Origin of the sequence: uncultured Chloroflexus sp. (genome assembly GCF_938091255.1) — a bacterium.
GTDB lineage: Bacteria > Chloroflexota > Chloroflexia > Chloroflexales > Chloroflexaceae > Chloroflexus.
This window is the reverse complement of sequence record NZ_CALLJH010000027.1, coordinates 14,731-40,927: the sequence shown is the minus strand read 5'-3', so window position 1 is coordinate 40,927 and position 26,197 is coordinate 14,731. Positions and strand designations below refer to the sequence as shown.

The following is a 26,197-nucleotide window of genomic DNA, read 5'->3' as shown; positions in this document are numbered from 1 at the left end:
ATAGTTTAGCAAGGAAGAAGGAACCGCCGTGAGCAGTCGCTATCTTGAAATGGTGCGTGGACAACGCCGCCGAGGCGGCTGGCAATTCACCTCAAAATCGTTGCTTGCCATCCTCGCGTTCATCGCTATGATTGGCTCTGCGGTCTATTGGTGGGGTGTCCAGAGTCAATTAACCGGCAATTGGATTATTGCTGCGGCATACACCGCAATTCTGGTGTTAGCGCCACCGAGCCTCATGTCGTTCCTCATCCCATGGTCGCCGGGTGGGATGCTCTTGCAAAAAATCAACGCAAAGACGTGGGGCTATGTCGCGGTCATGATCGCCGCGCTCTACCTTGTCTATTATTCGTTTGAAATTCAATGGACATGGTGGGCGTCGCAGCCGGTTGTCCAAAGTACCGGATTAGTCGTCCAACAGGTATTGATTGGCATTATCGGCTTTATCATTATTCCTGCGCTCTTGTGGACTCCGGTGACCTCTGAGGAGCTGGTTGAGCAAGTGCGCCAAGCCCATCTGGTGCGTCGCTACGAACTGCAAACACAGGCTGATATTGCCATTCTGCGCGCGACGCTCCTGCGTGCGCAAGAGAAGGCGTTGATCGGGTTTGCGAATCTGACCGTGCAAGAGCGTGAGGAATTGGCCGCCGTGATGCGTGGATTGGTCAAAGGCATTGACGCAACCCTGCGCGATATTGGCGAGAGCGTCAAGACCGTGAGCGGGGCAACTGTTCCGTTCAATAGCCTTGAAGACAATGAGGATATCCAGAAGTACCTCGATTTTGTCGCCGAAACGCTGACCGAAAATTCCCTGCTGCCTCGCCGCTCATCTACCACTGGCCAGCACGAAGCGGCAACCCGCCAACTTTCGACTCGCGAAGATGAGGAGTACTACGAAGATGACCGGCGTACACGCGCATTGCGACAACGCTAGTTAGGTGGGACTATGCGCGGCTACCGTTTCACCACCGATGACCGCCTACCCGAACGCGACTTGCAAGAGCTAGCCGATGAGCTGGCGATCCAGTTGCATTATGCGCTCGGCGAGCGCGTGTTTCTGTTGCCGCGTGCCGATGTAGCTGAGTTGATTTGGCCGTATATCGAAGACCTCCATCCTGATGACCAGAATGATGTTGTCTGGCTGGTGTGGCATCTGTTCCAAGAAGCGCATGAGCTGGACGAAGAGTAACCCGCCTTCATCATGACTACGGTTCGCCGGTTGGGGATTTATGGAGGTACGTTCGATCCGATCCATTTCGGTCATTTAGCCATTGTCGAAGAGGCGCGCTGGTTTTGCCGACTCGATCAGGTGCTCATTGTTCCTGCCGCAGCTCAACCGCTGAAGGAAAGCCATCTCGCTGCTGCTCATCACCGGCTGGAGATGGTGCGGTTAGCGTGCGCCGGCAACGACGCACTGGTCCCATCGTCGCTCGAACTTGATCGTCCGCCGCCCTCGTATACGATTGATACGTTGCGTGTATGCCGGGAACGGTACGGCCCAGAGGTTGAGCTGTTTCTGATTATCGGCGCTGATGCCGCCACCGATTTGCCGCGCTGGCGCGAACCTGACCAGATCGCACACCTCGCTCACCTCGTCGTGGTCGAGCGTCCCAATTATACGTTTGACCACGAATCGCTCGTTGCAGCAGTGCCGGCAGTACGTGATCGTATGATTGTCCTTGCCGGGCCACAACTCGCTATTTCCAGCACTGATCTGCGCCAGCGCCTCGCCACCGGTCGCCCGGTACGCTACCAGTTGCCTGATGCTGTACTGGCTTATGTGAATCATCACCGGTTATATCAAATTGAGGAATAACGCCCCATGGCCGACGATGCCGAGCGCCTCTTGAGCGAGACCGCCGCCGCGTGGAAGCTTGCGCTCAATGAGCGTCAAATCGCCCAATTTCATCGCTATCTCGACGAACTGATCGTCTGGAACGACCGCTTTAATCTCACCGCAGTGCGTGACCGCATCGCTATGGTGCGCCGCCACCTGCTCGATTCGCTGTGGCTGGCCCGTGATTGGCAATCACAACCGGCCAACCTGCTCGACATTGGCAGCGGGGCCGGCTTCCCGGCGCTGCCGATCAAAATTCTCTATCCAGAACTGCCAGTCACGTTAGTCGAAGCTACCGGCAAGAAGGCTGAGTTCTTGCACCACATGATTGATTGTCTCGAACTGGACGGCGCGCGCGTGCTGAATGAACGGATCGAAACAGTAGGACGCGATCCCGCCGAACGCGATCAGTACGACGTGGTGACGGCCCGCGCTGTCGCCGAGCTGCGGGTACTGGTGGAATACGCCTTGCCGCTGTTGCGGATTGGCGGGAGATTGCTTGCGCCCAAAGGCCGCGATCCCGAGGCCGAAATTGTCGCGGCGCGCAACGCACTGGCCCTGCTCGGCGGCGAAATAAGTCTCTGTCAGCCGGTAGATATTCCCGGTGAAGAGCGCCGCAGTCTTGTGATTGTGACCAAAATCGCCCCCACTCCTGACCGTTTTCCGCGCGCGATTGGCATACCGGCCCGCCGGCCACTGTGAACAGGCGTAGAGACAAACAAATAGTTGTCTCTTTGGCACATCCGCATGCGCTGATGCAGTATTCATGCAACTTCTTGACCTCTCCACACGTACAGATCAACGGTTGTGGATGACGGATCGACATGCTATGATGTAAACAGTGTTTCCGTTGCAGCAAGTCCGCAGCCTTGGTCATCTGTCCGAACATCCAAAGGAGGAGCATCCATGTCCATTCTCGGTCGTATCAAGGATCTGATCAGCGCCAACATCAACGCCATGCTAGACAAAGCGGAGGACCCGGAGAAGATGGCGAATGAATACTTGCGCCAACTGACTAATGAGCTGTATGAGGCTCGTACCGGTGTCGCCCAAGCTATGGCCGATGAGACTCGGCTTGAACAACGCCGTATTGCTGCCGAAGGTGAGGCCGAGCAATGGCAGATCAAGGCCGAGCGAGCGTTGCGCGCCGGTGATGAGGCGCTGGCCAAGGCGGCGCTTGCCCGCAAGGTGCAGGCTCAGAAGCTGGCCGAGCAGTACCGTGCCCAAGAGAAGGCTCAGGAAGAGCAGGTAGAGGCCTTACAGCAAGCGTTGATCGATCTCGAAACGCGGATCGCTGAGGTGAAGGCACGCAAAGAGCTGATCATCGCCAAGAAAAACCGTGCCCAAACCCAAGAAGCAATTCAACGCACCGCCAATTCGATTGGTCGTGTCAGCGCACTTGATAAGCTTGATCAACTGGAAGAGAAGGTTGATGACCGCTTGGCCCGGGCTGAGGCAATGGCAAAGCTCGAAGGTGACTCGCTTGAGGCTCGTTTTCGCAACCTTGAGAAGGAGACCGAGGTTGATAGCGAACTGGCTGAGCTGAAGCGCAAGCTGGGATTGAGCTGATCGGATAGCGAGGGGCGGGTGTCAAACCTGCCCCTACACCTACCCCGTCTCTATACCGCCGGCTCGTAGCAAGCGCGGCAGCGTGCCTCGTACATATCAAGACCGCCCACAACAATTGTTGGCGCATTGGCCGGGGCAGGTTTGCCGTCGATCAAACGCTGTGAGCGCGTCGCATACGCGCCGCACTTAACGCAGATCGCGTACAGTTTATCAACTTGCTCGGCCATGGCCAGTAAGTGCATCATCGCTGGAAACGGCTCGGCGCGGTAATTGAGATCGAGGCCGGCCACAATCACCCGCGCGCCACGGTCGGCGAGCCATTGGCAGCCACGCACCATCTCGGCCGGATCGTCATCAAACAGATGCAATTCATCAATCGCCACGACATGCACATCTTGGGCATAGGCCAAAATCTCACGCATTGTTGCCACTGTAATCGCCTCTAGCCGGCTGCCGCTATGGCTAGCTACCTGCCCCTCGGCATAGCGCGTATCCATCCGCGGCGTAAAGATCCGGTACGACTGGCGGGCAATCCGCACTTGCCGCATCCGCCGGATCAGCTCTTCGGTCTTGCCACTGTACATGCAGCCGCAAATAACCTCGATACGGCCGCCATCGCTCGGACGGGTCATTACTCCTCCTGAAATGATCATATGCTAGGCTAAGTAGGGTACACTGTACATACGCCATCGGTAAGGGGAATCATCATTCACCCTTGCCGTTTCGCTCTTGCGGTCGCCTTTCTCGGCTACCGTTAGCTTGCGGAGTATACCATATATGTCACGCCAGACAGAAGACGAACGCCTGCTGCGCACCGATCCGTACCGTCACCCGCACGATTTTACCCATACCGACACGTGGCGCGTGTTGCGGATTATGGGTGAATTTGTGGAAGGATTCGAGAATATGGCCGGGCTTGGCCCCGCCGTCTCGATCTTTGGTTCGGCCCGTATTCCACCAACCTCACCCATCTATTTGGCAGCGAGTGAAACGGCCCGCTTACTCGCGCAGGCCGGCTTTACCATCATCACCGGCGGCGGCCCCGGCCTGATGGAAGCGGCTAACAAAGGCGCGCGCGCCGGTGGCGGGCGCTCGGTTGGCTGTACGATTGAATTACCATTTGAAGCAGGCGCTAATCCCTTCGTTGATCTTGAAGTGCGGTTTCGCTACTTCTTCATCCGCAAAATCATGTTCGTCAAATATGCCCATGCCTTTGTCATCTTTCCCGGCGGCTTCGGCACGCTCGATGAACTATTTGAGGCCTTAACCTTGATCCAAACGGGCAAAATCCACGATTTCCCGATTGTGCTGTACGGCTCAGAGTTTTGGCAAGGTATGATCGATTGGGCGCGCCATACGCTGCTCACCAGCGGTACGATTGCGCAATCCGATCTCGACCGTTTGCAGGTGCGCGACGATCCGCAACAGATTTGCGACCTGATTGTACAAGCTCATCAGCACCGGCAGAGAGGCGGCGATCCGTGGACGCGCTAACGTGGCCAGCGGATGACGAATTGTGTGCATTGCTGCGCCGCTATTATCAAGGTGACGCGGGCCTTTGGTCGGAAATTTTGGCCCGCGTCGAACAAGAATTGCGCCTACGCCAATTGCCGCCCCTCCCGCGCCACGTGCGGTTCCGGCGCATCGGCGATGGCTATGTGGTGGTGATTACGCCGGCGGGGGCATAGACGCCCGCTGTGACACACCTTACGTCGCCGCCGGATACCCGCCGCGTTCGAGGTATTGCCGGCGGTAATAGTCCATGTACTCACCGGATTTGATTGGTCGCCACCACGCCTCGTTCTCGACAAACCAACGCACGGTCTTTTCCAACGCTTCATCAAAAGTATGGCGCGAACGCCACCCCAATGCGCGCAGTTTCGAGCAATCGAGCGCGTAACGCCGATCATGGCCGGCCCGGTCAGCAACGTGCTGGATCAAGCTGTACGGCTTACCAAGAATATCGAGTATCTTGCGCGCCATCTCGATATTCGGTGTCTCGACTTCGGTGCCAACGTTATACACCTCGCCAAGTTGGCCTTTGTGCAGCACGATATCGATTGCCTCACAGTGATCAAGCACGTATTGATAATCGCGCACTTGTAATCCGTCTCCGTAGATCGGCAAGGGGAGATTGTCAATGGCATTAGTGGTAAAGAGTGGCACAGCCTTTTCGGGGTAGTGGTATGGGCCGATATTGTTTGAGCCGCGCGTGGTGGTCACCGGCACGCCATACGTGACGTAGTACGCATAGACAAGATGCTCGGCCCCAGCCTTGCTGGCCGAATAGGGGCTGCGCGGTTCGAGCGGATCACCCTCGCGTGAGCGATGCGGCGCCGGGATCGCGCCGTACACCTCGTCGGTGCTGATCTGATGAAAGCGCTCGAGTTTTAGTTCGCGCGCCACCTCTAGCAACGCCCACGTGCCGTTGACATTGGTGCGCACCACCGCGTCAGGGGCCATAATCGAGCGATCAACGTGGGTCTCGGCGGCAAAATTGATGATGGTATCAATATCATAGGCGCGCACCGCTTCACGCACCGCATCAATATCACAAATATCACCGCGCACAAACGCAAAGCGCGGATCGTTGGCGACCGGCGCCAGATTAGCCAAATTGCCGGCGTAGGTCAGTTTGTCGTAGACGACGATACGATAATCGGCATACTTGCCCAGCATATAGTGAACAAAGTTGCTGCCGATAAAACCGGCCCCGCCAGTCACGAGCAGATGTCTCATAGGAGATCCAATCCCTTTCACTGCATAACGTTCGCGCAACCAACGATAGCATCTTGCTGCAACTGCTATCTTGATACAAACGCCGAAGGTCTGCGCCAACCGGCTTGTGCTATCGCTTGGCGGCAATCATATCTACTTACAGACAACGTTACAGACAATAGCACATGAGAATGAATAGGCAACCAGTCTTGCCGGCCACATAGATTACGCTTCTGTAAAGATGCGGTTTTTGGCCCGCGATTCGGTTGCCATACGCTCTTTGTAAGCTTGCACTTGCGCCAACAAAGCCGGATCGGCGCTAGCCAGAATCTGCACAGCGAGCAAACCAGCGTTGCGACCATTACCAATCGCAACCGTGGCAACCGGTACCCCTGCCGGCATCTGCACAATCGAGAGCAGCGAGTCGAGGCCGTTGAGCGCTTTGCTCGGCACCGGAACACCGATCACCGGCAACGGCGAATAGGCGGCAATCATGCCGGGCAAATGAGCCGCGCCGCCGGCCCCGGCAATGATGACCCTGATACCGCGCTGGTGCGCGGTGATGCCGTATTCGGCCATATCGAGCGGCGTGCGGTGCGCTGAGACAACCCGCGCTTCGTAGGGAACGCCAAACTCGCGACAAACATCGATTGCGCCTTGCATCGTTGGCAAGTCGCTGTCACTGCCCATAATGATACCCACGAGCGGATGATCAGACATAGCGCTTCCTCGTCTCGATTCGTCACGATGGCATCGCCACCAGCGCAGCGGCGCGACGAGCAATCGTTTCGGCTTCAGCCAAGGTATCTGCCAACGCGGTAATATGACCCATCTTGCGCCCGACTCGCTCTTCGCGCTTGCCATAAAAGTGCATGTGCGCACCGGGAACCGCCAGCGCCTCGATGATTGCGCTGGTATTGATAGGGCCGTTGCGCTGGCCGAGCAGATTGACCATCACCGCTGCTGGCGCGCGCATCGCGGTCGAGCCAAGCGGCCACCCTAACACAGCCCGCAGATGCTGCTCAAACTGCGAGATGACGCAGGCTTCAATCGTGTAGTGGCCGGAATTGTGCGGGCGGGGGGCCAACTCATTGATTAGCACCCGGCCATCGGCCAGCGCAAACAACTCGACGCCAAAAATCCCCACCCCCTCGACCGCCTCAATCGCGGCCACCGCCAGTTCAGTCGCCAACGCGGCCATCGTCGGTTCAACCCGCGCCGGCGCGTAGACCACATGGCAGATATGATTCTGCTGCACCGTTTCGACCACTGGGTACACCGCCGTCGCGCCATCGCGCCGGCGCGCAACCATCACCGCCAATTCGCGGCTAAACGGCACCCATGCCTCAACCAACAACAGGCTGCCGCCGCGAGTAAGCCGTTCCCACGCTGGCGCGACATCAGCGGGACCGCGCAGCGTGGCATTGCCGTAGCCATCATAGCCATTGCGGCGCGCTTTGAGCACCAGCGGCCAGCCAAACTCTTTGGCAACCGCCAAGACCTCATCTGGCGCAACGACCGACCGGAACGGCGGCACCGCCAGCCCTGCCGCTGCCAATCGTTCCTTTTGCCACAACTTATCTTGCACCACGGCAACCGTCGCCGGGGCGGGCCAAACCGGCGTACCCAAAGCAACAACCCGCTCGAGCAAGCCGGCATCGATAAACTCGTTTTCTAACGTCACCAGATCGCACTGGCGGGCAAACGCAGCGAGCACCGCTTCATCTTCCCACGGCCCAACCACCGCATGCTGGGTATACCGCGCCGCCGGGCTATCTGGCACCCGCTCGCAGATCACGATTTCAATGCCTAAACTAATGGCTGCCTGCACCAGCATCTGCGCCAACTGGCCGCCGCCAAAAATCCCTACCCGCATAGCGCTTCTCACCACGAACTGATTAACCACGCTGGGTATAGTACCGTTAGAGGACTAGATGCGCAAGCGTATGATGAGCTCGCACGGGTCTATCGCTCTACACCAGCGTCCCATCCCATAGCACGGGTTGAGCAAGACTTCCCTCGCAGCTTATGTCATCCAGCCCACCCCTTCAAAGTCAGGCGCAAACTTCCGCTATAATACAACTGGTGACAACAACCTTCGCAAGGAGCATGGCCGTATGTCGATTTCTTCGCGCAGCAATCGCCGCCGTTCCAATCAACGCTCTAGCCCGGTACGCCGCCCGGTCGCCCGGTCGGTCGAACCGCCTGATTACAGCCGCGAGTATGCCGATGTCCGCCAAGACCTAATTTGGATCACAATCTGGGGCGGGCTGCTCACGATTGGGATGATTGCGGCTTCCTTCGTGCTGTAGCACCACCGATCACTGCCGCAAAGAAGGCAACTCGTCATAGGAGCCTTGCTTTGCGGCCATTCTCTCTATGACACCTATGATGAACAGCGCCGAAAACCGGTTGCGTAGCAAAGCCGCCCGGTTGCGCCACCTTGAGCATAAGCTATACAATGCACCACCCAACGGCTACAGCGTGATCGAACTCGCCAAACTGTGCGGCGTCAACCGGCGCACGATCTACCGCGATCTCGATACGCTGAGCGAAGCGGGGGTACCCATTTGGGAGCACCACGGCAGATACGGCCTCGATCGCAGCAAGTACCTCGCCACCATCCGACTTAACCTCAATGAAGCGATCGCGCTCTTTTTCGCTGCGCGGTTGCTCAGCCACCACAGCGACGAACACAACCCGCACATTGTTTCAGCGCTCGACCAGCTCGCTGCGGGTCTGCCCGACCAAACGATCGCCGGCCACATTGCCCGCTTGGCCGATATTGTGCGCCAGCGCCCGCCGGATCCGCATTACGTCACCATCCTCGAACTCCTCACCCGCGGGTGGGCTGAACGGCGCATGGTGCGCATCTGCTACCGCGCCCCCAACCGTCCGCTCACCGAACGCGACATTGCCCCCTATTTTCTCGAAGTGGTGCGCACGACGCCGGGAGTGTACGTGATCGGCTACGACCGGCTGCGCGATGACTTGCGCACCTTCAAAGTGGAACGGATCGAGCATGCCGAGCTGCTCGACGAGCAGTTCAGTATTCCAGCGGACTTTGACCCGTATACCCACTTAGCGCGGTCGTGGGAGGTGATGAACGAGGCTGAAGTGACGATTCACCTACGCTTCAGCCCGCAAGCTGCGCCGCGCATCCGCGAGACTCGCTGGCACCACAGCCAACAATTGTTTAACCATGCCGATGGCAGTTGCGACTTATGCCTGACCGTCGCCGGCATTCGCGAAATCTTAGGTTGGGTATTGAGTTGGGGAACTGAGGTGGAGGTGATCGAGCCGGAGGACCTACGGGCCGAGGTCATCAACCATGCCCGCCGCATATTAGATAAATACAAATAAGAGAGGGCGACGCGCGCGTCGCCCCAGCTATTTCCGAGACACCAACAACTATTCCGTCTCTTCGCCGTAAATTTCCTTCAGCAGGCTCTTCTTCTTTTCGGGCTGGCGGCCAGCGCGGCGCGCTTCGCGCTCGGTCTGCCGCTCTTGAGCGACATTCAACCGGCGCATAAAGCGATCAACTTGGCCGGCGGTATCGACGATACGCTGTTCACCGGTGTAAAACGGATGGCAGTTGGCACAAATCTCCACCCGCAGATTTGGGCGGGTCGAACCGATCTTCCACACCGTCCCGCAGGTTGTGCAGACGATGCCATCGGTATAGTACTTGGGATGAATACCCTGTTTCACCGTCGTATCCTCTCTAATTGGCAGCGGACTCGGCAGACGCAACTGGGATCACGCTGACCATCTTCTGGGTGCGCGAATAGTGGCCGAACTGCACCACGCCATCAACGAGGGCGTAGAGTGTCCAGTCGCGGCCAACGCCGACATTCTCACCCGGCTTGATTTTGGTGCCGCACTGGCGCACGATAATATTGCCGGCCCGAACCAGCTCGCCGCCGAAGCGCTTGACACCGCGCATTTTCGGATTGCTGTCGCGCCCGTTGCGCGAGCTGCCTACACCTTTTTTGTGTGCCATTGTTCAAGCTCCTCTAGGCGACGATCTCGCTAATGCGAATTTTGGTATAGCGCTGGCGATGGCCGGTGCGGCGGCGATAGCGCGTCTTGTTGCGGTAGCGGAACACGACAATCTTGTCGCCCTTCTGCTCACCCAATACCTCTGCCCGCACCACAGCACCCTCGACCAGCGGCGAGCCAACCTTTACCTGCTCCGCGTCGCCCACCAACAGCACTTCACCTAGCTCAATCTGGCTGCCCGGCTCGGCGCTGATCAGGTCGATGGTCAGGACTTGGCCCGGCTCGACACGGTATTGCATACCACGGTCACGAATAATCGCATACACGGTCTTCTTCTCCTTGGGGCGACGCACGCACTGCGTCGAGACAACATGAAAACAGAGCGGTTGCACCGCCCTTTGCCTTGCGTAGTATAGCAAAGGGTTGGCGTAGTGTCAAACGCCGTTCGCTACTCGCTGCGCGCAATCCGAGCCATCTCCTCGCACGCGCGCAAGGCGGCGATCCGCGCCCAACCGAGCGACGCATTAGCGCCAATTGCCAGCAACAAGATCAGGTCATCAACCGACGCCATAATGATGTTTTGATCTTGGCCCTCGTGAATAACCAAATGGCCGGGACGCTGCTGACCCAAATGGCGGCCAATCTCGGCCAGCGCCAGCGTGTTGCCGGCAGCCAGCGCCGCCACTACCGTGACGTTAATATCGCGCCGCCGGCTCCAATGGCTGAGCACCAACCCGCTCATATCGGCCAAAATCGCACACTGCACATCGGGCGCTAGCGCCAAATCCTTCAACGCCTGCCGCATGCGTTCAAGCTGGGCTTCCGAATAGCTACGCCCGCTTCGACCGGGCTGGTTGGGCGTCAGCCGCATTGCTACCGCCGAGTTCACCGCTGGCGGCGACTGGCGAGCACGCAAGGCGGCCAGCCGCTGACTAAACCGGCTGCCGCTGGCCGGTTCGGCTGATTGCGCTTCGGGACGGCTTGATCCCACCGGCTTGATCGGATCGAGCAAGGTGGTCGCTGCTAACCGCAATTGTTCGGCAGTGGCCGGCTTGGTCAACACGTAGTCGATCTGCAATTCGGCTTTGAGTTGCGGCGACAAGTCTTCGGGGCTAATGGTAAACACGACCACTGCCGTGCTCGGATCGAGCTGGCGCACCCGCTGGATCAACTCGATCCCATTCATACCCGGCATGCGGAGATCGGTGAATAACAGATCGACTGGCTGGCGCGAAATGTGCAACAGCGCAGCCTCCGCCGAAGAGACATCGCTCACTTCATACGGCGTATCATCGGTGAGCGCCAACGCCACCAACCGGCGAATGTTTGGATCATCATCGACAATTAAAATGCGCTTGGGCATACCTGCTCCGGCGAACGCAACGCCGCGCCTGTCTCGGCGCGGCGGCGGCATGGACGTCGTGCATCTTATAGTATAGCTTTTTTGAGCGAACTTGTCGCCGGGTCAGAAGTACTACTTTTTTCCCCAGACACCGTAGCCGGCAGATTTTGCGCCTACCACCGAGTTGCCGATCGGCAGAGACCACTTCCTGTGGTGGCGCTCCGGAGCGTCATTCATCGACGATCCGGATATGCAGCTCTTTCAACTGGCGCTCATCAACCGGCGATGGCGCGTTGGTCATCAGATCGACTGCTTGCTGCGTCTTGGGGAAGGCCATCACTTCGCGGATAGTCGGCTCGCCAGCCAAGATCATCACAAGCCGATCGATACCGGGAGCGATCCCACCGTGGGGTGGCGCGCCATACTCAAACGCTTCCAGCATGTGACCAAATTGCGCCTGCGCCTGTGCCTCACTGATGCCGAGCAGCGAAAAGATCTGTTGCTGCACATCACGGCGATGGATACGGATGCTACCACCGCCCGCCTCATAACCATTGAGGATCAGGTCGTAAGCCTTAGCCCGCACTTTGCCCGGATCGGTTGCCAACAGCGGCAGGTCTTCGTCTTTGGGTGCGGTAAAGGGATGGTGAACGGCATCCCAGCGCTGCTCGTCCTCGTTCCATTCTACCAGCGGAAAATCGATGACCCACGCAAAGCAGAGCGTGTCGGGATCGGCAAGGTTCAGCCGTTCGGCCAGATTGCGGCGCAGCTTGTCGAGTGAGGCAGCAACCACCGCCGGCTGATCAGCGACGATCAACAACAGATCGCCGGGTTGCGCTGCCATACGTTGGGCAATCGCCTCGAACTCGCCGGGAGCAAGGTTTTTGGCAAAGCTTGAGCGGACTTCGCCACCATCAGCGGGTAGAACGGCCCATGCCAACCCTTTCGCACCGCCAGCGCGTGCCACCTCGGCCAGCTCGTCGATCTGCTTGCGTGAGAAGGTTGCACACCCCGGCGCGCGAATCCCTTTCACCTGACCGCCGGTGACCAACGCACTGCGGAACACTTGGAACGGCGTCTCGGCTAGCAGATCGCTCAGATTGACTAATTCGAGGTCGTAGCGCAGATCGGGCTTATCGGAACCGTAGCGCTCCATCGCTTCAGCATAGGTGAGGCGGCGGAATGGCGTCGGCAGATGCTTGTGCGGCGTTATCGTGCGACACAGCGCAGTAAAGAGCCGCTCGATCAGATCGAGCACATCTTCCTGATCGACGAAGCTCATCTCCATATCGAGCTGGGTAAACTCAGGCTGGCGATCGGCGCGCTGATCTTCATCACGGAAGCAACGGGCAATCTGGAAATATTTATCGTAGCCGGCGACCATCAGCAACTGCTTGAGTTGCTGCGGGCTTTGCGGCAGGGCATAAAACTTGCCCGGATGCAAGCGCGAAGGTACTAAATAGTCACGCGCCCCTTCTGGAGTTGATTTGATCAAGATCGGGGTCTCGATCTCAAGAAAACCCTCGTTATCAAGAAAATCGCGGATAAACTTGACCACGCGATGGCGCAAGATCAAGTTACGCTGCATCCGCTCGCGGCGCAGGTCAAGGTAGCGATACTTGAGGCGCACCGCTTCATCTTCGCCACCTTCTTTGGCAATATAGATCGGCGTCGTGCGGGCCGAGTTCAGGATATGCGCTTCAATCGCAGACACTTCGATCTCGCCGGTGGCAATTTCAGGATTGACAGCTTCGGCAGGGCGAATGCGCACCCGCCCACGCACCTGAATAACATATTCCGATCGCACTGTCTCGGCTACTTCATGCGCCGCCGGGTTAGCGCTATCAAATACGACCTGCGTGATACCGTAGCGATCGCGCAGGTCAATAAAAATAAGGTCGCCGTGGTCGCGCCGGCGATGCACCCAGCCGGCCAGTGTCACCTCTTGGCCAGCATGAGCGGGGCGCAACTCACCACAGGTATGTGAACGGTACATAGCCTCTCCTGCCGGATTGAAAGCGGCAACGAACGGTTAGCCGTCGCATTATAACATAGGCGCTCGCACCGCTTAGCCACCAATCTGATCGATCAGCGCCGTGAGCCACGGGGTGGTCACGCCAACCGGCAATTGCGCCAGCGCCTGCCGGGCAGCAGCCTGTTGTTCAACCAGCGCCGCCCGCGCTGCCGGCAACCCATCGCGACGGATGATCGGTACCGCGGCTGCAGTCGTTTCCGGTGACGGATGGGCAAAGAGTGCCTGCAACTCTGGCGCTGGCGCATCACCAGCGGCCAACACTAAGGCCAACGGTACATAACCGGCTTGCAGCAAGGCGCCATCTGCCTCAATATCACGTATCTCCTTGGCTAGCCGCCGGGCTAAGCCAAGCCGCAGGCCAAACTGTGCCGCCGATTCAAGCAATGGGTCAGCCAACCCACCGCACAATACCCCGGCCTGCGCCGCCGCCGCCAACAAGACCCCGGCCAACGCTTCCGCCCGCTGCCAATACGCCGCCAGCGCCGCCTCGTGCGGCGTCAAGCTGCTCACCGTCGTCAACTGGCCTTCACAGATCCGCATCACTGCCTGCGAATATAGACCAATAATGCGCGGATCGGGACTGCGCGCCATCTCTCCGGCAGCCAGTGCAAAGAGGTAATCGCCCACCATGAGCGCCACACCGTGATCCCACGCGCCGTTAGCCACCCGACCAGCGCGGCGGGCCTGCTCGTCGATCAGATCATCGTGCACGCGGGTCGCTGCTTCAATCAGTTCCACCGCTGCCGCGGCATGCGCCACCTGTTCGCCAGAACCATTCCCCAAGCGGGCAATGGCCAGCACAATCAACGCCCGCAACCGATCAGATGGATCGGTCATCAAATGGGGGCCAACCATAGAAATGACGGCTAGCCGCGCCCGCGTGCGCTCACGCAAAAGCTGCTCGACTAACAAGAAATCGTGATGTAATTCTGGTGGAACAGACCAGCTCATGGTTCGTTTCTTCGACTGCGCATGCGATTCCCTTTTGGAAAGATACGCCATCCGTTCGTCACTGTCAACCGCTTAAGCGGATAATGGTCGTAAGCGGCACTACCGCAGGCACTTTCCCCAGATCAGCGTTTGACACTTTCGGCTGTGCGGTTGACAATACAAGTGTCACCATTCTCAGTCTGAAACGGAGGTGGAGCGTGACATTCAACCCCTCTCGCCTCGGACGGGCCATCGGCATTACGATTGGCGCGGTCGCCGCCCTTGCTGGCGTGGGCGCCGTCGCTGCCCTGCGCCGTCCCTTGCCGCGCACCAATGGGCGGGCTAAGCTGCCCGGTCTGCACGCAGCCGTCGAAGTGCGCCGTGATCGTTGGGGAATTCCGCATATCTATGCGGATAACAACGAAGACCTCTTCTGCGCCCTTGGCTATGTGCATGCCCAAGACCGGCTCTGGCAGATGGAGCTGCACCGCCGGATCGGGCATGGCCGGCTAGCCGAGATCTTTGGCCCGATTGCGATCGACTCCGATCGCTTCATCCGCACGCTCGGCTTTAGCCGCATCGCCCGCCGCGAAGCTGCGTTGCTCGACGATGAGACGGCAACCTTGATGACCGCGTATTTGCGCGGCGTGAATGCCTGTATCGAGCAGATTGGCAGCCGGTTGCCGCTCGAGTTTACCATTCTCGGTTTCCAGCCACAGCCGTGGGAATTGGCCGATCTGCTGGTCTGGCCAAAGATGATGTCACTTAATCTCTCGACCAACTGGATGCAAGAGTTGTTGCAGGCGCAGATTGTGGCAACTGTGGGCACCGAGCGGGCCGTTGCACTCCGTCCGCGCTACCCCGAAGACGGCCCTTTGACGGTGCCGTCCGGTGCGCATTACACCGCCAATCTCGGCGCCGCCGCCCTGCAACTGGCTAGCGATGCCGCCCTCTTTACCGGCGAGACCGAGACGCCGCAAGGCTCCAATGCGTGGGTGGCAGCCGGCAAACGCACCACTAGCGGACGCCCTCTGCTGGCGAATGATCCGCATCTGAATGTGTCCTTGCCCAATCTCTGGTACCAAGTGCATCTCGAAGGCGGCGATTTTCACGTCGCCGGAGCGACCATTCCAGCCACCTGCGGCGTGATTATCGGCCACAACCAGCGTATTGCGTGGGGCGTGACCAACGCGCGTACCGATAACCAAGACCTCTTCATCGAGCAGTTCGATCCCGCTGACCCGCTGCGCTATCGCTGGCGCGATGAGTGGCTGACCGCCGAAGTCGTGCCAGAGACGATTACGGTCAAAGGGCAAGCAGAGCCAGTGGTAATCGATGTGCGTATCACCCGCCACGGCCCGATCATCGATCCGGTGGCCGGCACACTGCGCGGCGACCCCACCACGACCAGCGCCGAAACTACCGCCCTTGCCCTCCGTTGGACGGCGCTCGACCCCTCGCCAACCTTAATGCGTTCGGTACTGAAGCTTAACCGAGCCCAAAACTGGAACGAGTTCCGCGCTGCCTTGGCCGATTGGGATACGCCGCCCCAGAATTTCGTCTATGCCGATATTGACGGCCATATCGGCTATTGTTTGGCTGGCCGGTTGCCGATCCGCCGGCACAGTGACGGTATGCTGCCGGTGCCCGGCTGGAGCGGCGAGTATGAATGGGAGGGCATGATCCCATTTGAAGAATTGCCCAGCCAGCTCGATCCGCCGGGTGGCACAATTGTCTCCGCCAACCACCGGATTACCGGTGGTGAACAGCGCAATGCCCCCATCCATGGCTTTTGGCTCAACCCGTATCGCGCCCAACGTATCCAAGAGCTGCTCGATGCCACCAAACAACACGATGTGCGCAGCTTTGCCCGGATTCAGAATGATCTGCTGTCAGTGCCCGGCAAAAAACTTGTCGAACAGGTGGCGCGCCTGAACCTCGAACCGGGGATCGAGCAGCGAATCCGGGACATCCTTGTCGAGTGGGATGGCCAGCTTCACGCCGAGAGTGTCGCCGGCTCGATCTACGACGGGTTGCGTTACCATCTGCTCCGTATCGTCTACCAAGAACTCGCTAACTTGTTCCACGCACCGGCGGCGCTCGGATCGTTTAGTGTGTTGCCGGCTAACATTTATCTGGAATGCGCATTACCGATGGTGCTGGAACGCATGGCATCCCAACCGCTCGACCAACCTGACGAGTGGTTGGGCAATGGTCGCACGTGGGGCGGCGTGTTGCGTGCAGCGCTGGCCCGCACTGCCGCCGAGTTATCCGAACGGCTGGGTACAGATCTGGCTCGCTGGCAGTACGGGAAGATCCATAGCCTGACCTTGCGCCATCCGCTGGGGAGTGTGCCGGCGCTGACCCCGCTCTTCAACCGCGGGCCATGGCCGATGGGTGGCGATCTCGACACCGTTAACCATTGCTACATTCCGCGCGATATTGCCGGCATGACGATCTTCAATGCGCCATCGCTACGCTTTATTCTCGATCTGAGCGACTGGGACGCTTCCCGCGCCATTTTGCCCGCTGGTCAGAGCGGCCATCCGGCCAGTCCGCACTATGCCGATATGACTGATGCGTGGCGGGCCGGCGCGTATCATCCCCTGTTGTGGACGCGACCCGCCGTGGAGCGGTATACTGATGGAGTGTTAACCTTAACGAGTGAAGGATAATGGGATCCTGCAGACGCCGGTGAGCCTCACGCAATGGTCATTGCAAGAGTGCGGAGGGAGCCAACGATGCTGGCTCCCTACCTAGCTCATCAGCAACTGCTGCGCGGATCACGCCATCCAAAATCCGCTCAAGCATTGCCCGTCCCTGTAACCGGCAGCGCTGGCGCGCAGCCCTGTACGGAGCATGCTTACGTGACTGTTGAACCTCATCATGAACAGCATCTTCCAATTGATCGCTGATCTGGCCGATCAGCCGGTGTGGCTAGCTGGCGGCGCTGTGCGCGCGTTGCTGAGCGGGCAAACGCCGGTTGATCTCGATCTGGCCACCGCTGGCAGCGGCTTGGTGCTAGCCAAAACGATTGCTGATGCTAGCGGTGGCGCATTTGTCGCCCTCGATCGCGAACACGACACCGGACGCGCCGTGTTACCCGACGGGATCACGATTGATTGCGCGGCGCTCCGTGCTGCTGATATCGAGGGCGATTTGCACTTGCGCGACTTTACCATCAATGCGCTCGCTTTGCCGCTCGCGGCAGCGCTGGCTGGCGACTGGAGCGCGCTGATCGATCCGCTCGGAGGGCGTGATGATCTGGCCGCCGGTCGCCTGCGCCTCTGTGCACCAACCAGCTTGCGCGATGACCCGTTGCGCGTGGTGCGGGCTGGGAGGTTCCGCGCCACTCACCGGCTGCTCCCAGACCCCAACCTCATCGCGGCGGCACGCGAGGCGGCTCCGCTGCTCGTGAACGTTGCGATCGAGCGCATCCGCGACGAGCTGCTAAAGACATGCGATGGGCCGGCTGCCGCCGCCGGTCTGCGCCTGCTCGACGAGGTTGGCGCGTTGACGATCATCTTCCCCGAACTCGAACCGGCCCGCACCTGCGATCAGCCGCGGGTGCATTTTCTGCCGGTGTTAGCCCACATGCTCGAAACCGTCGCCGCGCTCGACTGGTTGATCGATGACGGTGATCCGCCGGTAGCGGTGCAGACGTATCCGCAGCTTAGCCGCGCACTGCCCTTTGCCGGCCAGTATCACGAGTTGCTCAACCAGCGCCGCGGCATCGTGCGACGCGCCGCATTGCTCAAGCTGGCGGCGCTCTTGCACGACAACGCCAAACCTCAGACGAAGGTCAGTCACCCCGATGGCACCGTGACCTTCTACGGCCATCAAAGCTTAGGCGCAGAAACGGTTGCGCAGATCGGGCGACGGCTACGCCTGAGCCGCGCTGATACCAGCTATCTGGTCAGCGTCGTGCGCGAACACATGCGTCCGGGACAAATGCGCGACAGCGAACAGTTGAGTGAGCGCGGGATCAATCGCTTCTTCCGCGACACCGGCGATGCCGGCCCCGACATTCTGCTGCACGAGTTGGCCGACCATGTGGCAACCCGCGGGCCATGGCTCGACCCGGCGGCATGGCAACGGCATCTGGCGTGGCTAGCGACGATGCTGGATCGATACTGGAACCCGCCAGCGCCGCCAGCGCCGCCACTCATTCGCGGCGACGAACTGATGGCGGCATTACAGATTGGGCCGGGGCCGGAAGTGGGGCGATTGCTGAAGGTGATCCATGAAGCGCAATTAGCGGGTGACATCCATACCGCCGAAGAAGCGCTAGCCTTAGCCCGCGCGCTGCGTCTTGCAGAGCGATAGCAAGCGGGATTATTGGGGCCGGCGCGGCAAACGGATCCGATCGGTCTGCTGGCGCTCGGCAGAAGGTGCGCGCTCATCCTCCAGCAAAGGCAGCAATGCCAGTGTCAGCGCAATCATCACGAACAGCACGATTGAGGGCAACAACGACAGCCAATCAGACATCAGACGCCTCCGGTACGATGGCGACAGCAGTAATAGGCGACCTCATCGTAACGGGAGAACTGGTGCACGAGAATGAAAATGATCTGATGTTATGCTGACAGACTATTTGCGCAACACGTCGCGCACAATCTGCTCGAGACGATCGAGTGGGAAGGGCTTGGGCAGATAGTAATCGATCCGCTGTTCGCGGGCGCGCTTTTCCAACTCAGGGGTAGCGTATGCGGTAATCATGACCACGCTGGTATCGGGGGAAGTCTCCTTGATAGCAGCGGCCAATTGCAGACCATTCATGCCGGGCATATTGTAATCGGTGATCACGAGCGGTACCCGGCGCAGCGCGATTTGGGCCAGCGCATCAGCACCGCTATTGACGGTAATAATATCGTAACCACCGGTCAGATCACGCATCAAGCGATGCAAGATGATGAGGATATCAGGTTCATCCTCTACCAGAATGATGGCTGGATTGCGACCGGAAAAATCCGACATACGAGAAGCTCCTTAAACCGCCAGCAATAGCTGATGCTTGCGCAAAACACCGAGTCGGGCTTTTGCAAGTAGCGGTATTGTATCACAGCCGTGCATGACGGGCAAGCATTGAAGAAATGGTATCATAGATACAGTTCTGCCCCGCCCTTGCCCTACTGATGGGGCACCTGAAGAAAACATAATTTGTATGAGCCAATTACCCGGCATCTTCCTCAACGTACTTGCCCCCGTCTTCTTGCTCGTCTTGCTTGGATACTTTACCGGCCCGCGACTGCAACTCGAAGCGCGCACCCTCTCACGCTTCGCTTATTTTATTCTAACCCCGGCATTCGTGTTCTACGTACTCAGCCAAACCCGGATCGAAGCCGGATTAGCCGGACGCATGATCGGCTTTATCACCGTCGTCTATATCGGCTCAATTATCATCGCCTTTATGGTGGCCCGCCTGCTCAAACGCAGTCCCGCTATGACAGCAGCGTATGTCATGATTGCCGCCTTTGGCAACGTTGGCAATTTTGGCTTACCGATCATTCAATTCGCCGAAGGACCAGCAGCGCTCGGCGTTGCGACAGTCTACTTCTTAGCCAATCTGGTGCTGGCGTTTATTGTTTGCGTCGGCGCAGCCAATTTCAGCCGCGGCTTCAGTCTCGGAATGGCCATTCAAGTCTTTCGCACCCCAGCCCTGCTGGCGCTCCCGCCGGCGCTGTTGTTCAACTGGCTCGAGATCACGCTGCCGCCAGTCGTGATGCGCCCGCTCGAATTGCTCTCCGGCGCGCTGATCCCGACTATGCTGATCGTATTGGGTGCGCAACTGGCCGCTGCCGGCATTCCACGAATGAACGCTGATTTACTCATATCCAGCGCTGTGCGCTTAATCAGCGGGCCCGTCTTGGCCTTTGGCGTCGTCGGCTGGTTTGCCCTGCCGCAGCTCGAACGCAACGTCGGCATCTTGCAGGCTAGCATGCCCACTGCGGTGCTGGTCAGCATTATTGCCATGGAAAACGATCTGCTGCCTGAATTTGTAACCGCAACAGTTTTATTCTCGAATCTGGCGAGTATTGTAACGCTTGCTATTGTCCTCGTATTCTTGTAACCACATTGTCAACAACAAACAACTGGCCTAGCAAATGTTTCACAATCAACAAATCAACAATTTGCACAATTTTGCCAGATCGTCTATAATTAGAATACCGTTTCCTTATAGTTCAGATTGCCTAGGAGCAGAACATGAAACGACGGGAGTTTCTTCGTGGCGCCGCCGCTGGCGTTCTTGGTGGCCTTGGTCTGACGCTTGCCGCCTGTGGCCAACCGCCGGCTGTCACTAATCCACCGACCACTGCCCCAGCTCAACCAACGACGGCTGGTGGTGAACAGCCTACTGCACAGGCCCCAGCGCAGGGTTCGTCGATGCCAGCAGTGGAGTGGCGCATGGGTACGAGCTGGCCGATCTCGCTCGATACCATCTACGGTGGCGCAACGGTGCTAGCCGAGCGGGTGGCCGAACTATCCGGCGGGATGTTCAAGATTAACACCTTCCCAGCCGGCGAGCTGTTCCCCGGTCTCGAAGTGTTACAGAACGTGTCGCAGGGCACGGTTGAGTCGGGACACACGGCGCTTTACTATTATGTCGGTCTTGATCCGGCGTGGGCCTTTGCAACATCATTACCGTTCGGTCTCACGGCGCAGCAGCAGAATTCGTGGTTGTACCACGGTGGTGGTGAAGAGGCGATCAACAAGCTTGGCGCCAATTTCGGTGTCATCTGCTTTGCCGCCGGCAACACCGGCACTCAGATGGGCGGTTGGTTCCGCCGCGAGATCAACACGGTCGCCGATTTGCAGGGTCTCAAGATGCGTATTCCCGGCCTTGGCGCGCAGGTGATGAAGGCCCTCGGTGTAGTGACGCAGACGTTGCCCGGCGGCGAAATCTTCCAAGCACTTTCAACCGGTGCGATCGATGCAGCCGAGTGGGTCGGTGCCTACGACGACGAGAAGCTTGGTTTGCCCGATGCAACAGATTTCTACTACACGCCGGGCTGGTGGGAACCGGGGCCATCACTGCATGCGGTATTCAATCTTGATGCGTGGAATAAGCTACCCAAAGAATACCAGAACTTCCTTCGTGTTGCGGCATGGGAATCGAACATGAATATGCTTGCCAAGTACGATGCGCTGAACAATGATGCCCTTGAGCGCATTATTGCGAAGGGCAAGAAGGTGCGCCCCTACAGCGATGAAATTCTCAACGCGGCGCAGAAGGCGGCCTTCGAGTTGTTTGCCAGCTACGACTCGGCAGCGTTCAAGGAAATCTTCCCCGGTTGGAATTCCTTCCGCCAGAAGATCCAGCGCTGGCATCAGACCAACGAGCTGCCGTTTAACCTCTTCGTCAAGAACAACCCCATTTAGGAGGTAGCAAAGCCGTTGCAGTGCAACGGCTTCATTCTCGTACCACCGGTAGAGCCGTTGCAGTGCAACGGCTCTACGTTTTCTTATCTGCCAAATGAAATGTCTGGCAGATAGGTCGCCAATTGGGGGAAGAAGATCAAAATTACGACAATCGTCAACTGAATAGCAATAAACGGCACTACGCCGCGGTAAATATCACCGGTGGTAACACCGGGAGGGGCCACGCCGCGCAGGTAGAAGAGCGCGAAGCCAAAGGGTGGGGTGAGGAACGAGGTTTGCAGATTAGCACCGAGCAACACGCCAAACCAAATCAGATCAAACCCAAGCGCCTTCGCGACTGGCACAAAGAGCGGGATGACAATAAAGCAGATCTCGAAGAAATCGATGAAGAAACCGAGGAAGAAGACGATCAGCATGCTAACAATGAGGAACCCCCATGCACCGCCGGGTAGGTTCGCCATCAAATCGAACACAAACTTATCACCGCTAAGAGCGCGGAAGACCAACGCGAATGCCGTCGAGCCGATCAGGATAAAGAGCACCATCGTGGTGGCACGCATGGTCGCATCGCACACCGCGATGAAATTCTTCCATGTCAGCCGGCGATTAACCAGCGCCAGCAGCGTTGCACCCAACGCGCCTACGGCGCCTGCTTCAGTCGCGGTAGCAATGCCAAAGAAGATCGAACCGAGCACGGCCATGATTAGCACCAGTGGTGGAATCATGACCTGCATGACCCGCTTGGCCAATGCGGCGCCGGTCATCGAACGGGCCGACAACGGTAGAGCCGGGGCCATCTCTGGTTTCAGCAAAGCCACGATCCAACAGTAGAACGCCAGCGCTGCCGCAAGCAACAGGCCGGGGATCAGCGAGCCAAGGAAGAGCCGGCCCACCGAAACGCCAATCTGGTCGCCGAGCACTACCAACACCACTGACGGCGGGATAATCTGGCCAAGCGTTCCGGCAGCGCAGATCACACCGCAAGCAAGCTCTTTGTTATACCCGTAGCGCAACATGATCGGCAGCGAAATCAGGCCCATTGCCACTACCGTTGCCGCAACCACACCCGTCGTTGCCGCCAACAGCGCGCCAACGACCACCACCGCGATTGCCAAACCACCACGGACTGGACCAAAGAGCACGCCCATTGTATCGAGCAAGTCTTCGGCAAGACCGGACTTCTCGAGCATAGAACCAAGGAAAATGAAGTAAGGAATGGCGAGGAGGGTGTAATTTGACATCACGTTAAAGATACGTGATGGCATCGCGCGAATGATAATCGGGTCAAAGATGCCGAGCGAGACACCGATAATACCGAAGACAATCGCCGTTGCACCTAGGGAAAATGCGACGGGGTAACCGATACCAAGGATGACCAGCGCCCCGAGAAACATCGCGGGTCCGAGCCACTCGTACATGGAGCCTCCAAAGATTACAGCTTGGTCTCTTTTTCTTCGACAACGACTTGGGATGGATCGAGAACGCCGAGGAAGGCGGCAAAGCACTTAATCGCTTCAGAAATACCCTGAATGATCAGCAGAATCGGACTGACGAGAATAAATGTTTTGATAATATAGCGTGGCAAACCGCCGGGATCAGGCGAATTTTCGCGAATGCGCCACGACTGTTCCACGTATGGCCAGCCGAAGTAGAGCAAGAGGCCGCAGAAGGGTAAGAGAAAGAACAATGTGCCTAGCAAATTGACCAACGCTTTGCGTTTGGGAGGGTAATTGCTGTAGAACACATCGACGCGCACATGTTCATTATGCTTTAGAGCATACGCTGAGCCAAGGAGAAAAATCATTGAGAAGATATACCATTGGGCCTCGATGTAAAAATTTGACCCCAATGTAACCCCAATGGCACGACCAACATAACGATTCGCGACATTCCAAACGCCGACCGCAACTACAATCGGCACCAAGATGTAGGCCAAGCGCCCAACCCATTCGGTGAAGGTGTCGATGATGCGTGAAAGACGCAACAGTGCTTGCACTTCAACCCTTCCTTCCCTGCTGGAAATGAGGATACGAAACACAAAGATGAAGCGTAGCGGAGCATTGCGGCAACCGCCATTATGAACAGCAATGCGGAGATGCTTGAACTATCGATATGGGAATTCACAACTTTATAGCCTAAATAGTACACGGAATCACACGCTTTGTCAAAATAAGCGGCGTACCGGCTTGCGCCAGTACGCCAACCGATGTTCGTATTGCGCCCCAATCACGTTATTCGTGCGTCGCACCCCATTTCTCTGGCATACGCCAGAGACTCGAGAGAATAAGATCACGCACCGACAATAACTCTTTCGGCAAGCGATCGTACAGCTTGATGAAGAGATCCTCGTGGAGCAAAATTTCTTGCTGCCACTCTCTCACATCACACTCCATCACCTGTTCAAACTGCGCCGGGCTGAAATCAAGCCCGCGCCAATCAAGATCTTCGTACCGCGGCACCCAGCCGATCGGAGTTTCCACACTCACCGCTTGCCCATGTGCCCGTTCGATGATCCACTTCAACACGCGCAGATTCTCTCCGAACCCCGGCCAGATGAACTCGCCCTGTTCATTCTTGCGGAACCAGTTGACGCTAAAGATGCGCGGCGGATTCTTGAGCCGGCGGCCAAAGCTGAGCCAGTGGTTGAAGTAGTCACCCATATGATAGCCGGCAAACGGCAGCATCGCAAATGGATCGCGACGCACGACACCTTGCTGGCCCATCGCCGCCGCCGTCGTCTCCGATCCCATCGTCGCGGCTAAATAGACACCGTAGGTCCAGTTGAACGCTTGATAGACCAACGGTATTGTACGGCTGCGGCGCCCGCCAAAGATAAAGGCCTCGATTGGCACGCCGTTCGGGTTTTCCCATTCGGGGTCAATCGCCGGATTTTGGGTTGCCGGCGCGGTGAAACGCGCATTGGGGTGAGCAGCCAACCGTCCGCAGCCGGGAGTCCAATCGCGGCCTTGCCAATCGATCAGATGGGCTGGCGGTTCATCAGTCATGCCCTCCCACCAGACATCGCCATCGTCGGTTAGCGCGACATTGGTAAAGATCGTGTTCGCCCGGCAGCTTTCCATTGCGTTAGGGTTGGTTTTATACGACGTACCCGGCGCAACACCGAAATAGCCGGATTCGGGGTTGATTGCATAGAGTTTACCGTCAGGGCCGGGTTTGATCCACGCAATATCATCGCCAACGGTGGTAACTTCCCACCCTTCACGCTTAAAATGCTCTGGCGGAATAAGCATCGCAAAATTGGTTTTGCCGCAAGCTGACGGGAAAGCCGCTGCTACATACGTCTTACGCCCGCTCGGCTCTTTCACGCCGAGGATGAGCATGTGCTCGGCCAGCCAACCCTCTTGGCGGGCCATCACCGACGCGATGCGCAAGGCAAAGCACTTTTTGCCAAGCAGGGCATTGCCGCCATAACCCGATCCAAAGCTCCAGATCGAGCGCTCTTCGGGGAAGTGGACAATATACTTGGTCGGGTTGCAGGGCCACGGCACATCGGGCTGCCCCATCTCGAGCGGCGCACCAACGCTGTGCAGACAGGGAATGTACTCGCCATCTTCACCTAATATGTCGTAGATCTTGGTCGAGACCCGCGTCATAATGTGCATATTAACCACGACATACGGCGAGTCGGTCAATTCGATACCGATATGAGCAATTGGCGACCCGATCGGCCCCATACTGAAGGGGATGACGTACAAGACGCGCCCGCGCATGCTGCCTTTAAACAACTTCAGCAGGATCTCCTTCATCTCTTTCGGTGCCATCCAGTTATTGGTGGGGCCGGCATCGTCTTTCGAGATACTACAGATAAACGTGCGGTCTTCGACACGAGCAACATCAGAGGGATCCGAGCGGGCAAGAAAGCTGTTGGGGCGGAGTTTGGGGTTGAGGCGGATGAACGTTCCCTTTTCCACCATCTGGTTGCAGAGCATATCGTATTCGGCCTGCGTACCATCACAGAAGTGAACCTGTGACGGCTCGCAGAGGTCGACAATTTCTTGAATCCACTCGCGAAGCCGATGGTGCCGAATGTATGCGGGGAACTGCATACGATCCTCCCTCTCTATATTATGGCCACAACCGGGGATGATAGCTGTGACGGCTTGCACGAGTGTGATCATAGCATAGAATGCGCGCTTGTGTAGATATGAAGCTGTAGCCTTTCGGCAACAATTGCGCAACCAACTAACTGGTGCTGGAACGCTTCGAGACATAGGTGCGTAGATCGCACGCAGGGGCATGAACCCTATGACGAATAGGGGACGCGGCAAGCCATGCCGTATCGAGCGGAGCACGCCGATTGATACTCTGTGGTATACTAATGTGCCTGCATAATGCAGCGACAAACGTCGATATGAGGAGCAAGGCA

General features: G+C 58.0%; 28 protein-coding genes. 13 read left to right on the top strand and 15 right to left on the bottom strand.

Translation table 11 applies throughout. From position 1 onward, the window contains the following. Window positions 1–28: 28 nt before the first annotated feature. The 5 genes from Q1A00_RS10025 to Q1A00_RS10005 all read left to right on the top strand — a co-directional run bounded on the left by Q1A00_RS10025 (window position 29) and on the right by Q1A00_RS10005 (window position 3,403). Window positions 29–931: a hypothetical protein gene (locus Q1A00_RS10025; protein ID WP_298403204.1), complete on the top strand. Its 903-nt coding sequence runs from the start codon at window positions 29–31 to the stop codon at window positions 929–931. A 12-nt stretch (window positions 932–943) separates the two neighbouring features. Further along, window positions 944–1,186: a hypothetical protein gene (locus Q1A00_RS10020; RefSeq protein ID WP_298403207.1), complete on the top strand. Its 243-nt coding sequence runs from the start codon at window positions 944–946 to the stop codon at window positions 1,184–1,186. 12 nt (window positions 1,187–1,198) lie between these two features. After that, a complete protein-coding gene (gene nadD / locus Q1A00_RS10015; RefSeq protein WP_298403210.1) occupies window positions 1,199–1,813 on the top strand; it encodes a nicotinate-nucleotide adenylyltransferase in 615 nt (204 codons plus the stop codon). Between the two features lie 6 nt (window positions 1,814–1,819). Then, complete coding sequence (gene rsmG / locus Q1A00_RS10010; protein WP_298403213.1) at window positions 1,820–2,536, top strand: 16S rRNA (guanine(527)-N(7))-methyltransferase RsmG; 717 nt, start codon at window positions 1,820–1,822, stop codon at window positions 2,534–2,536. A 204-nt stretch (window positions 2,537–2,740) separates the two neighbouring features. Further along, complete coding sequence (locus tag Q1A00_RS10005; protein ID WP_298403216.1) at window positions 2,741–3,403, top strand: PspA/IM30 family protein; 663 nt, start codon at window positions 2,741–2,743, stop codon at window positions 3,401–3,403. A gap of 50 nt (window positions 3,404–3,453) precedes the next feature. On the opposite strand, the gene Q1A00_RS10000 is transcribed toward Q1A00_RS10005, so the two are convergent. Beyond that, window positions 3,454–4,035: a thymidine kinase gene (locus tag Q1A00_RS10000; protein ID WP_298403219.1), complete on the bottom strand. Its 582-nt coding sequence runs from the start codon at window positions 4,033–4,035 to the stop codon at window positions 3,454–3,456. A 145-nt stretch (window positions 4,036–4,180) separates the two neighbouring features. Between Q1A00_RS10000 and Q1A00_RS09995 the strand changes: the two genes are divergently transcribed. After that, window positions 4,181–4,897, top strand: a complete 717-nt coding sequence (locus Q1A00_RS09995; protein ID WP_298403222.1) for a TIGR00730 family Rossman fold protein — start codon at window positions 4,181–4,183, stop codon at window positions 4,895–4,897. Next, window positions 4,885–5,091, top strand: a complete 207-nt coding sequence (locus Q1A00_RS09990) for a hypothetical protein (RefSeq protein ID WP_298403225.1) — start codon at window positions 4,885–4,887, stop codon at window positions 5,089–5,091. Before Q1A00_RS09995 ends, Q1A00_RS09990 begins: the two co-directional genes overlap by 13 nt. 19 nt (window positions 5,092–5,110) lie before the next feature. Here Q1A00_RS09990 and rfbB read toward each other — a convergent pair whose 3' ends face one another. The 3 genes from rfbB to Q1A00_RS09975 all read right to left on the bottom strand — a co-directional run bounded on the left by rfbB (window position 5,111) and on the right by Q1A00_RS09975 (window position 7,997). After that, window positions 5,111–6,142, bottom strand: coding sequence for a dTDP-glucose 4,6-dehydratase (gene rfbB / locus Q1A00_RS09985; RefSeq protein ID WP_298403227.1), 1,032 nt, complete (start codon window positions 6,140–6,142; stop codon window positions 5,111–5,113). Between the two features lie 204 nt (window positions 6,143–6,346). Continuing rightward, a complete protein-coding gene (gene purE, locus Q1A00_RS09980; RefSeq protein ID WP_298403230.1) occupies window positions 6,347–6,841 on the bottom strand; it encodes a 5-(carboxyamino)imidazole ribonucleotide mutase in 495 nt (164 codons plus the stop codon). Window positions 6,842–6,863: 22 nt separating this feature from the next. Continuing rightward, complete coding sequence (locus Q1A00_RS09975; RefSeq protein ID WP_299756542.1) at window positions 6,864–7,997, bottom strand: 5-(carboxyamino)imidazole ribonucleotide synthase; 1,134 nt, start codon at window positions 7,995–7,997, stop codon at window positions 6,864–6,866. 241 nt (window positions 7,998–8,238) lie between these two features. Between Q1A00_RS09975 and Q1A00_RS09970 the strand changes: the two genes are divergently transcribed. Beyond that, complete coding sequence (locus Q1A00_RS09970) at window positions 8,239–8,433, top strand: hypothetical protein (protein ID WP_298403235.1); 195 nt, start codon at window positions 8,239–8,241, stop codon at window positions 8,431–8,433. Window positions 8,434–8,509: 76 nt separating this feature from the next. Next, a complete protein-coding gene (locus Q1A00_RS09965; RefSeq protein WP_298482421.1) occupies window positions 8,510–9,484 on the top strand; it encodes a YafY family protein in 975 nt (324 codons plus the stop codon). A gap of 48 nt (window positions 9,485–9,532) precedes the next feature. Here Q1A00_RS09965 and rpmE read toward each other — a convergent pair whose 3' ends face one another. The 6 genes from rpmE to Q1A00_RS09935 all read right to left on the bottom strand — a co-directional run bounded on the left by rpmE (window position 9,533) and on the right by Q1A00_RS09935 (window position 14,451). Next, window positions 9,533–9,832, bottom strand: coding sequence for a 50S ribosomal protein L31 (gene rpmE / locus Q1A00_RS09960; RefSeq protein ID WP_366144819.1), 300 nt, complete (start codon window positions 9,830–9,832; stop codon window positions 9,533–9,535). 13 nt (window positions 9,833–9,845) lie between these two features. Next, complete coding sequence (gene rpmA, locus Q1A00_RS09955; RefSeq protein ID WP_298403240.1) at window positions 9,846–10,124, bottom strand: 50S ribosomal protein L27; 279 nt, start codon at window positions 10,122–10,124, stop codon at window positions 9,846–9,848. Window positions 10,125–10,137: 13 nt separating this feature from the next. Then, window positions 10,138–10,449 carry a 50S ribosomal protein L21 gene (rplU, locus tag Q1A00_RS09950; protein ID WP_012258181.1) on the bottom strand — a complete coding sequence of 104 codons (312 nt, stop codon included), beginning with the start codon at window positions 10,447–10,449 and terminating at the stop codon, window positions 10,138–10,140. A gap of 122 nt (window positions 10,450–10,571) precedes the next feature. Further along, window positions 10,572–11,486: a response regulator gene (locus Q1A00_RS09945; RefSeq protein ID WP_298403255.1), complete on the bottom strand. Its 915-nt coding sequence runs from the start codon at window positions 11,484–11,486 to the stop codon at window positions 10,572–10,574. Window positions 11,487–11,694: 208 nt separating this feature from the next. Beyond that, window positions 11,695–13,461 carry an aspartate--tRNA ligase gene (aspS, locus tag Q1A00_RS09940; RefSeq protein ID WP_298403257.1) on the bottom strand — a complete coding sequence of 589 codons (1,767 nt, stop codon included), beginning with the start codon at window positions 13,459–13,461 and terminating at the stop codon, window positions 11,695–11,697. 72 nt (window positions 13,462–13,533) lie between these two features. Further along, window positions 13,534–14,451, bottom strand: a complete 918-nt coding sequence (locus Q1A00_RS09935) for a polyprenyl synthetase family protein (protein ID WP_298403259.1) — start codon at window positions 14,449–14,451, stop codon at window positions 13,534–13,536. A 197-nt stretch (window positions 14,452–14,648) separates the two neighbouring features. Between Q1A00_RS09935 and Q1A00_RS09930 the strand changes: the two genes are divergently transcribed. Further along, window positions 14,649–17,105, top strand: a complete 2,457-nt coding sequence (locus Q1A00_RS09930) for a penicillin acylase family protein (protein ID WP_298403262.1) — start codon at window positions 14,649–14,651, stop codon at window positions 17,103–17,105. 211 nt (window positions 17,106–17,316) lie between these two features. Beyond that, window positions 17,317–18,756 (top strand): HD domain-containing protein, encoded by a 1,440-nt coding sequence (locus tag Q1A00_RS09925; protein WP_298403265.1) that lies wholly within the window; start codon window positions 17,317–17,319, stop codon window positions 18,754–18,756. Window positions 18,757–18,765: 9 nt separating this feature from the next. On the opposite strand, the gene Q1A00_RS09920 is transcribed toward Q1A00_RS09925, so the two are convergent. Both Q1A00_RS09920 and Q1A00_RS09915 read right to left on the bottom strand, forming a co-directional pair. Beyond that, entirely contained in the window at window positions 18,766–18,918 is a 153-nt protein-coding gene (locus Q1A00_RS09920) for a hypothetical protein (RefSeq protein WP_298403268.1), read from the bottom strand. Window positions 18,919–19,020: 102 nt separating this feature from the next. Beyond that, on the bottom strand, window positions 19,021–19,407 hold the full coding sequence (locus Q1A00_RS09915) for a response regulator (RefSeq protein WP_066784786.1): 387 nt from the start codon (window positions 19,405–19,407) through the stop codon (window positions 19,021–19,023). 187 nt (window positions 19,408–19,594) lie between these two features. Here Q1A00_RS09915 and Q1A00_RS09910 point away from each other — a divergent pair, with 187 nt between their 5' ends. After that, entirely contained in the window at window positions 19,595–20,500 is a 906-nt protein-coding gene (locus Q1A00_RS09910) for an AEC family transporter (protein WP_298403275.1), read from the top strand. Between the two features lie 134 nt (window positions 20,501–20,634). After that, window positions 20,635–21,810 carry a TRAP transporter substrate-binding protein gene (locus Q1A00_RS09905; RefSeq protein WP_298403277.1) on the top strand — a complete coding sequence of 392 codons (1,176 nt, stop codon included), beginning with the start codon at window positions 20,635–20,637 and terminating at the stop codon, window positions 21,808–21,810. An 83-nt stretch (window positions 21,811–21,893) separates the two neighbouring features. Here Q1A00_RS09905 and Q1A00_RS09900 read toward each other — a convergent pair whose 3' ends face one another. The 3 genes from Q1A00_RS09900 to Q1A00_RS09890 form a co-directional block, all read right to left on the bottom strand. Next, a complete protein-coding gene (locus tag Q1A00_RS09900) occupies window positions 21,894–23,228 on the bottom strand; it encodes a TRAP transporter large permease subunit (protein WP_298403280.1) in 1,335 nt (444 codons plus the stop codon). Window positions 23,229–23,242: 14 nt separating this feature from the next. Beyond that, entirely contained in the window at window positions 23,243–23,806 is a 564-nt protein-coding gene (locus Q1A00_RS09895) for a TRAP transporter small permease subunit (protein ID WP_299756532.1), read from the bottom strand. A gap of 235 nt (window positions 23,807–24,041) precedes the next feature. Next, window positions 24,042–25,877 carry a phosphoenolpyruvate carboxykinase (GTP) gene (locus Q1A00_RS09890; protein WP_299756529.1) on the bottom strand — a complete coding sequence of 612 codons (1,836 nt, stop codon included), beginning with the start codon at window positions 25,875–25,877 and terminating at the stop codon, window positions 24,042–24,044. Window positions 25,878–26,197 lie beyond the last annotated feature (320 nt).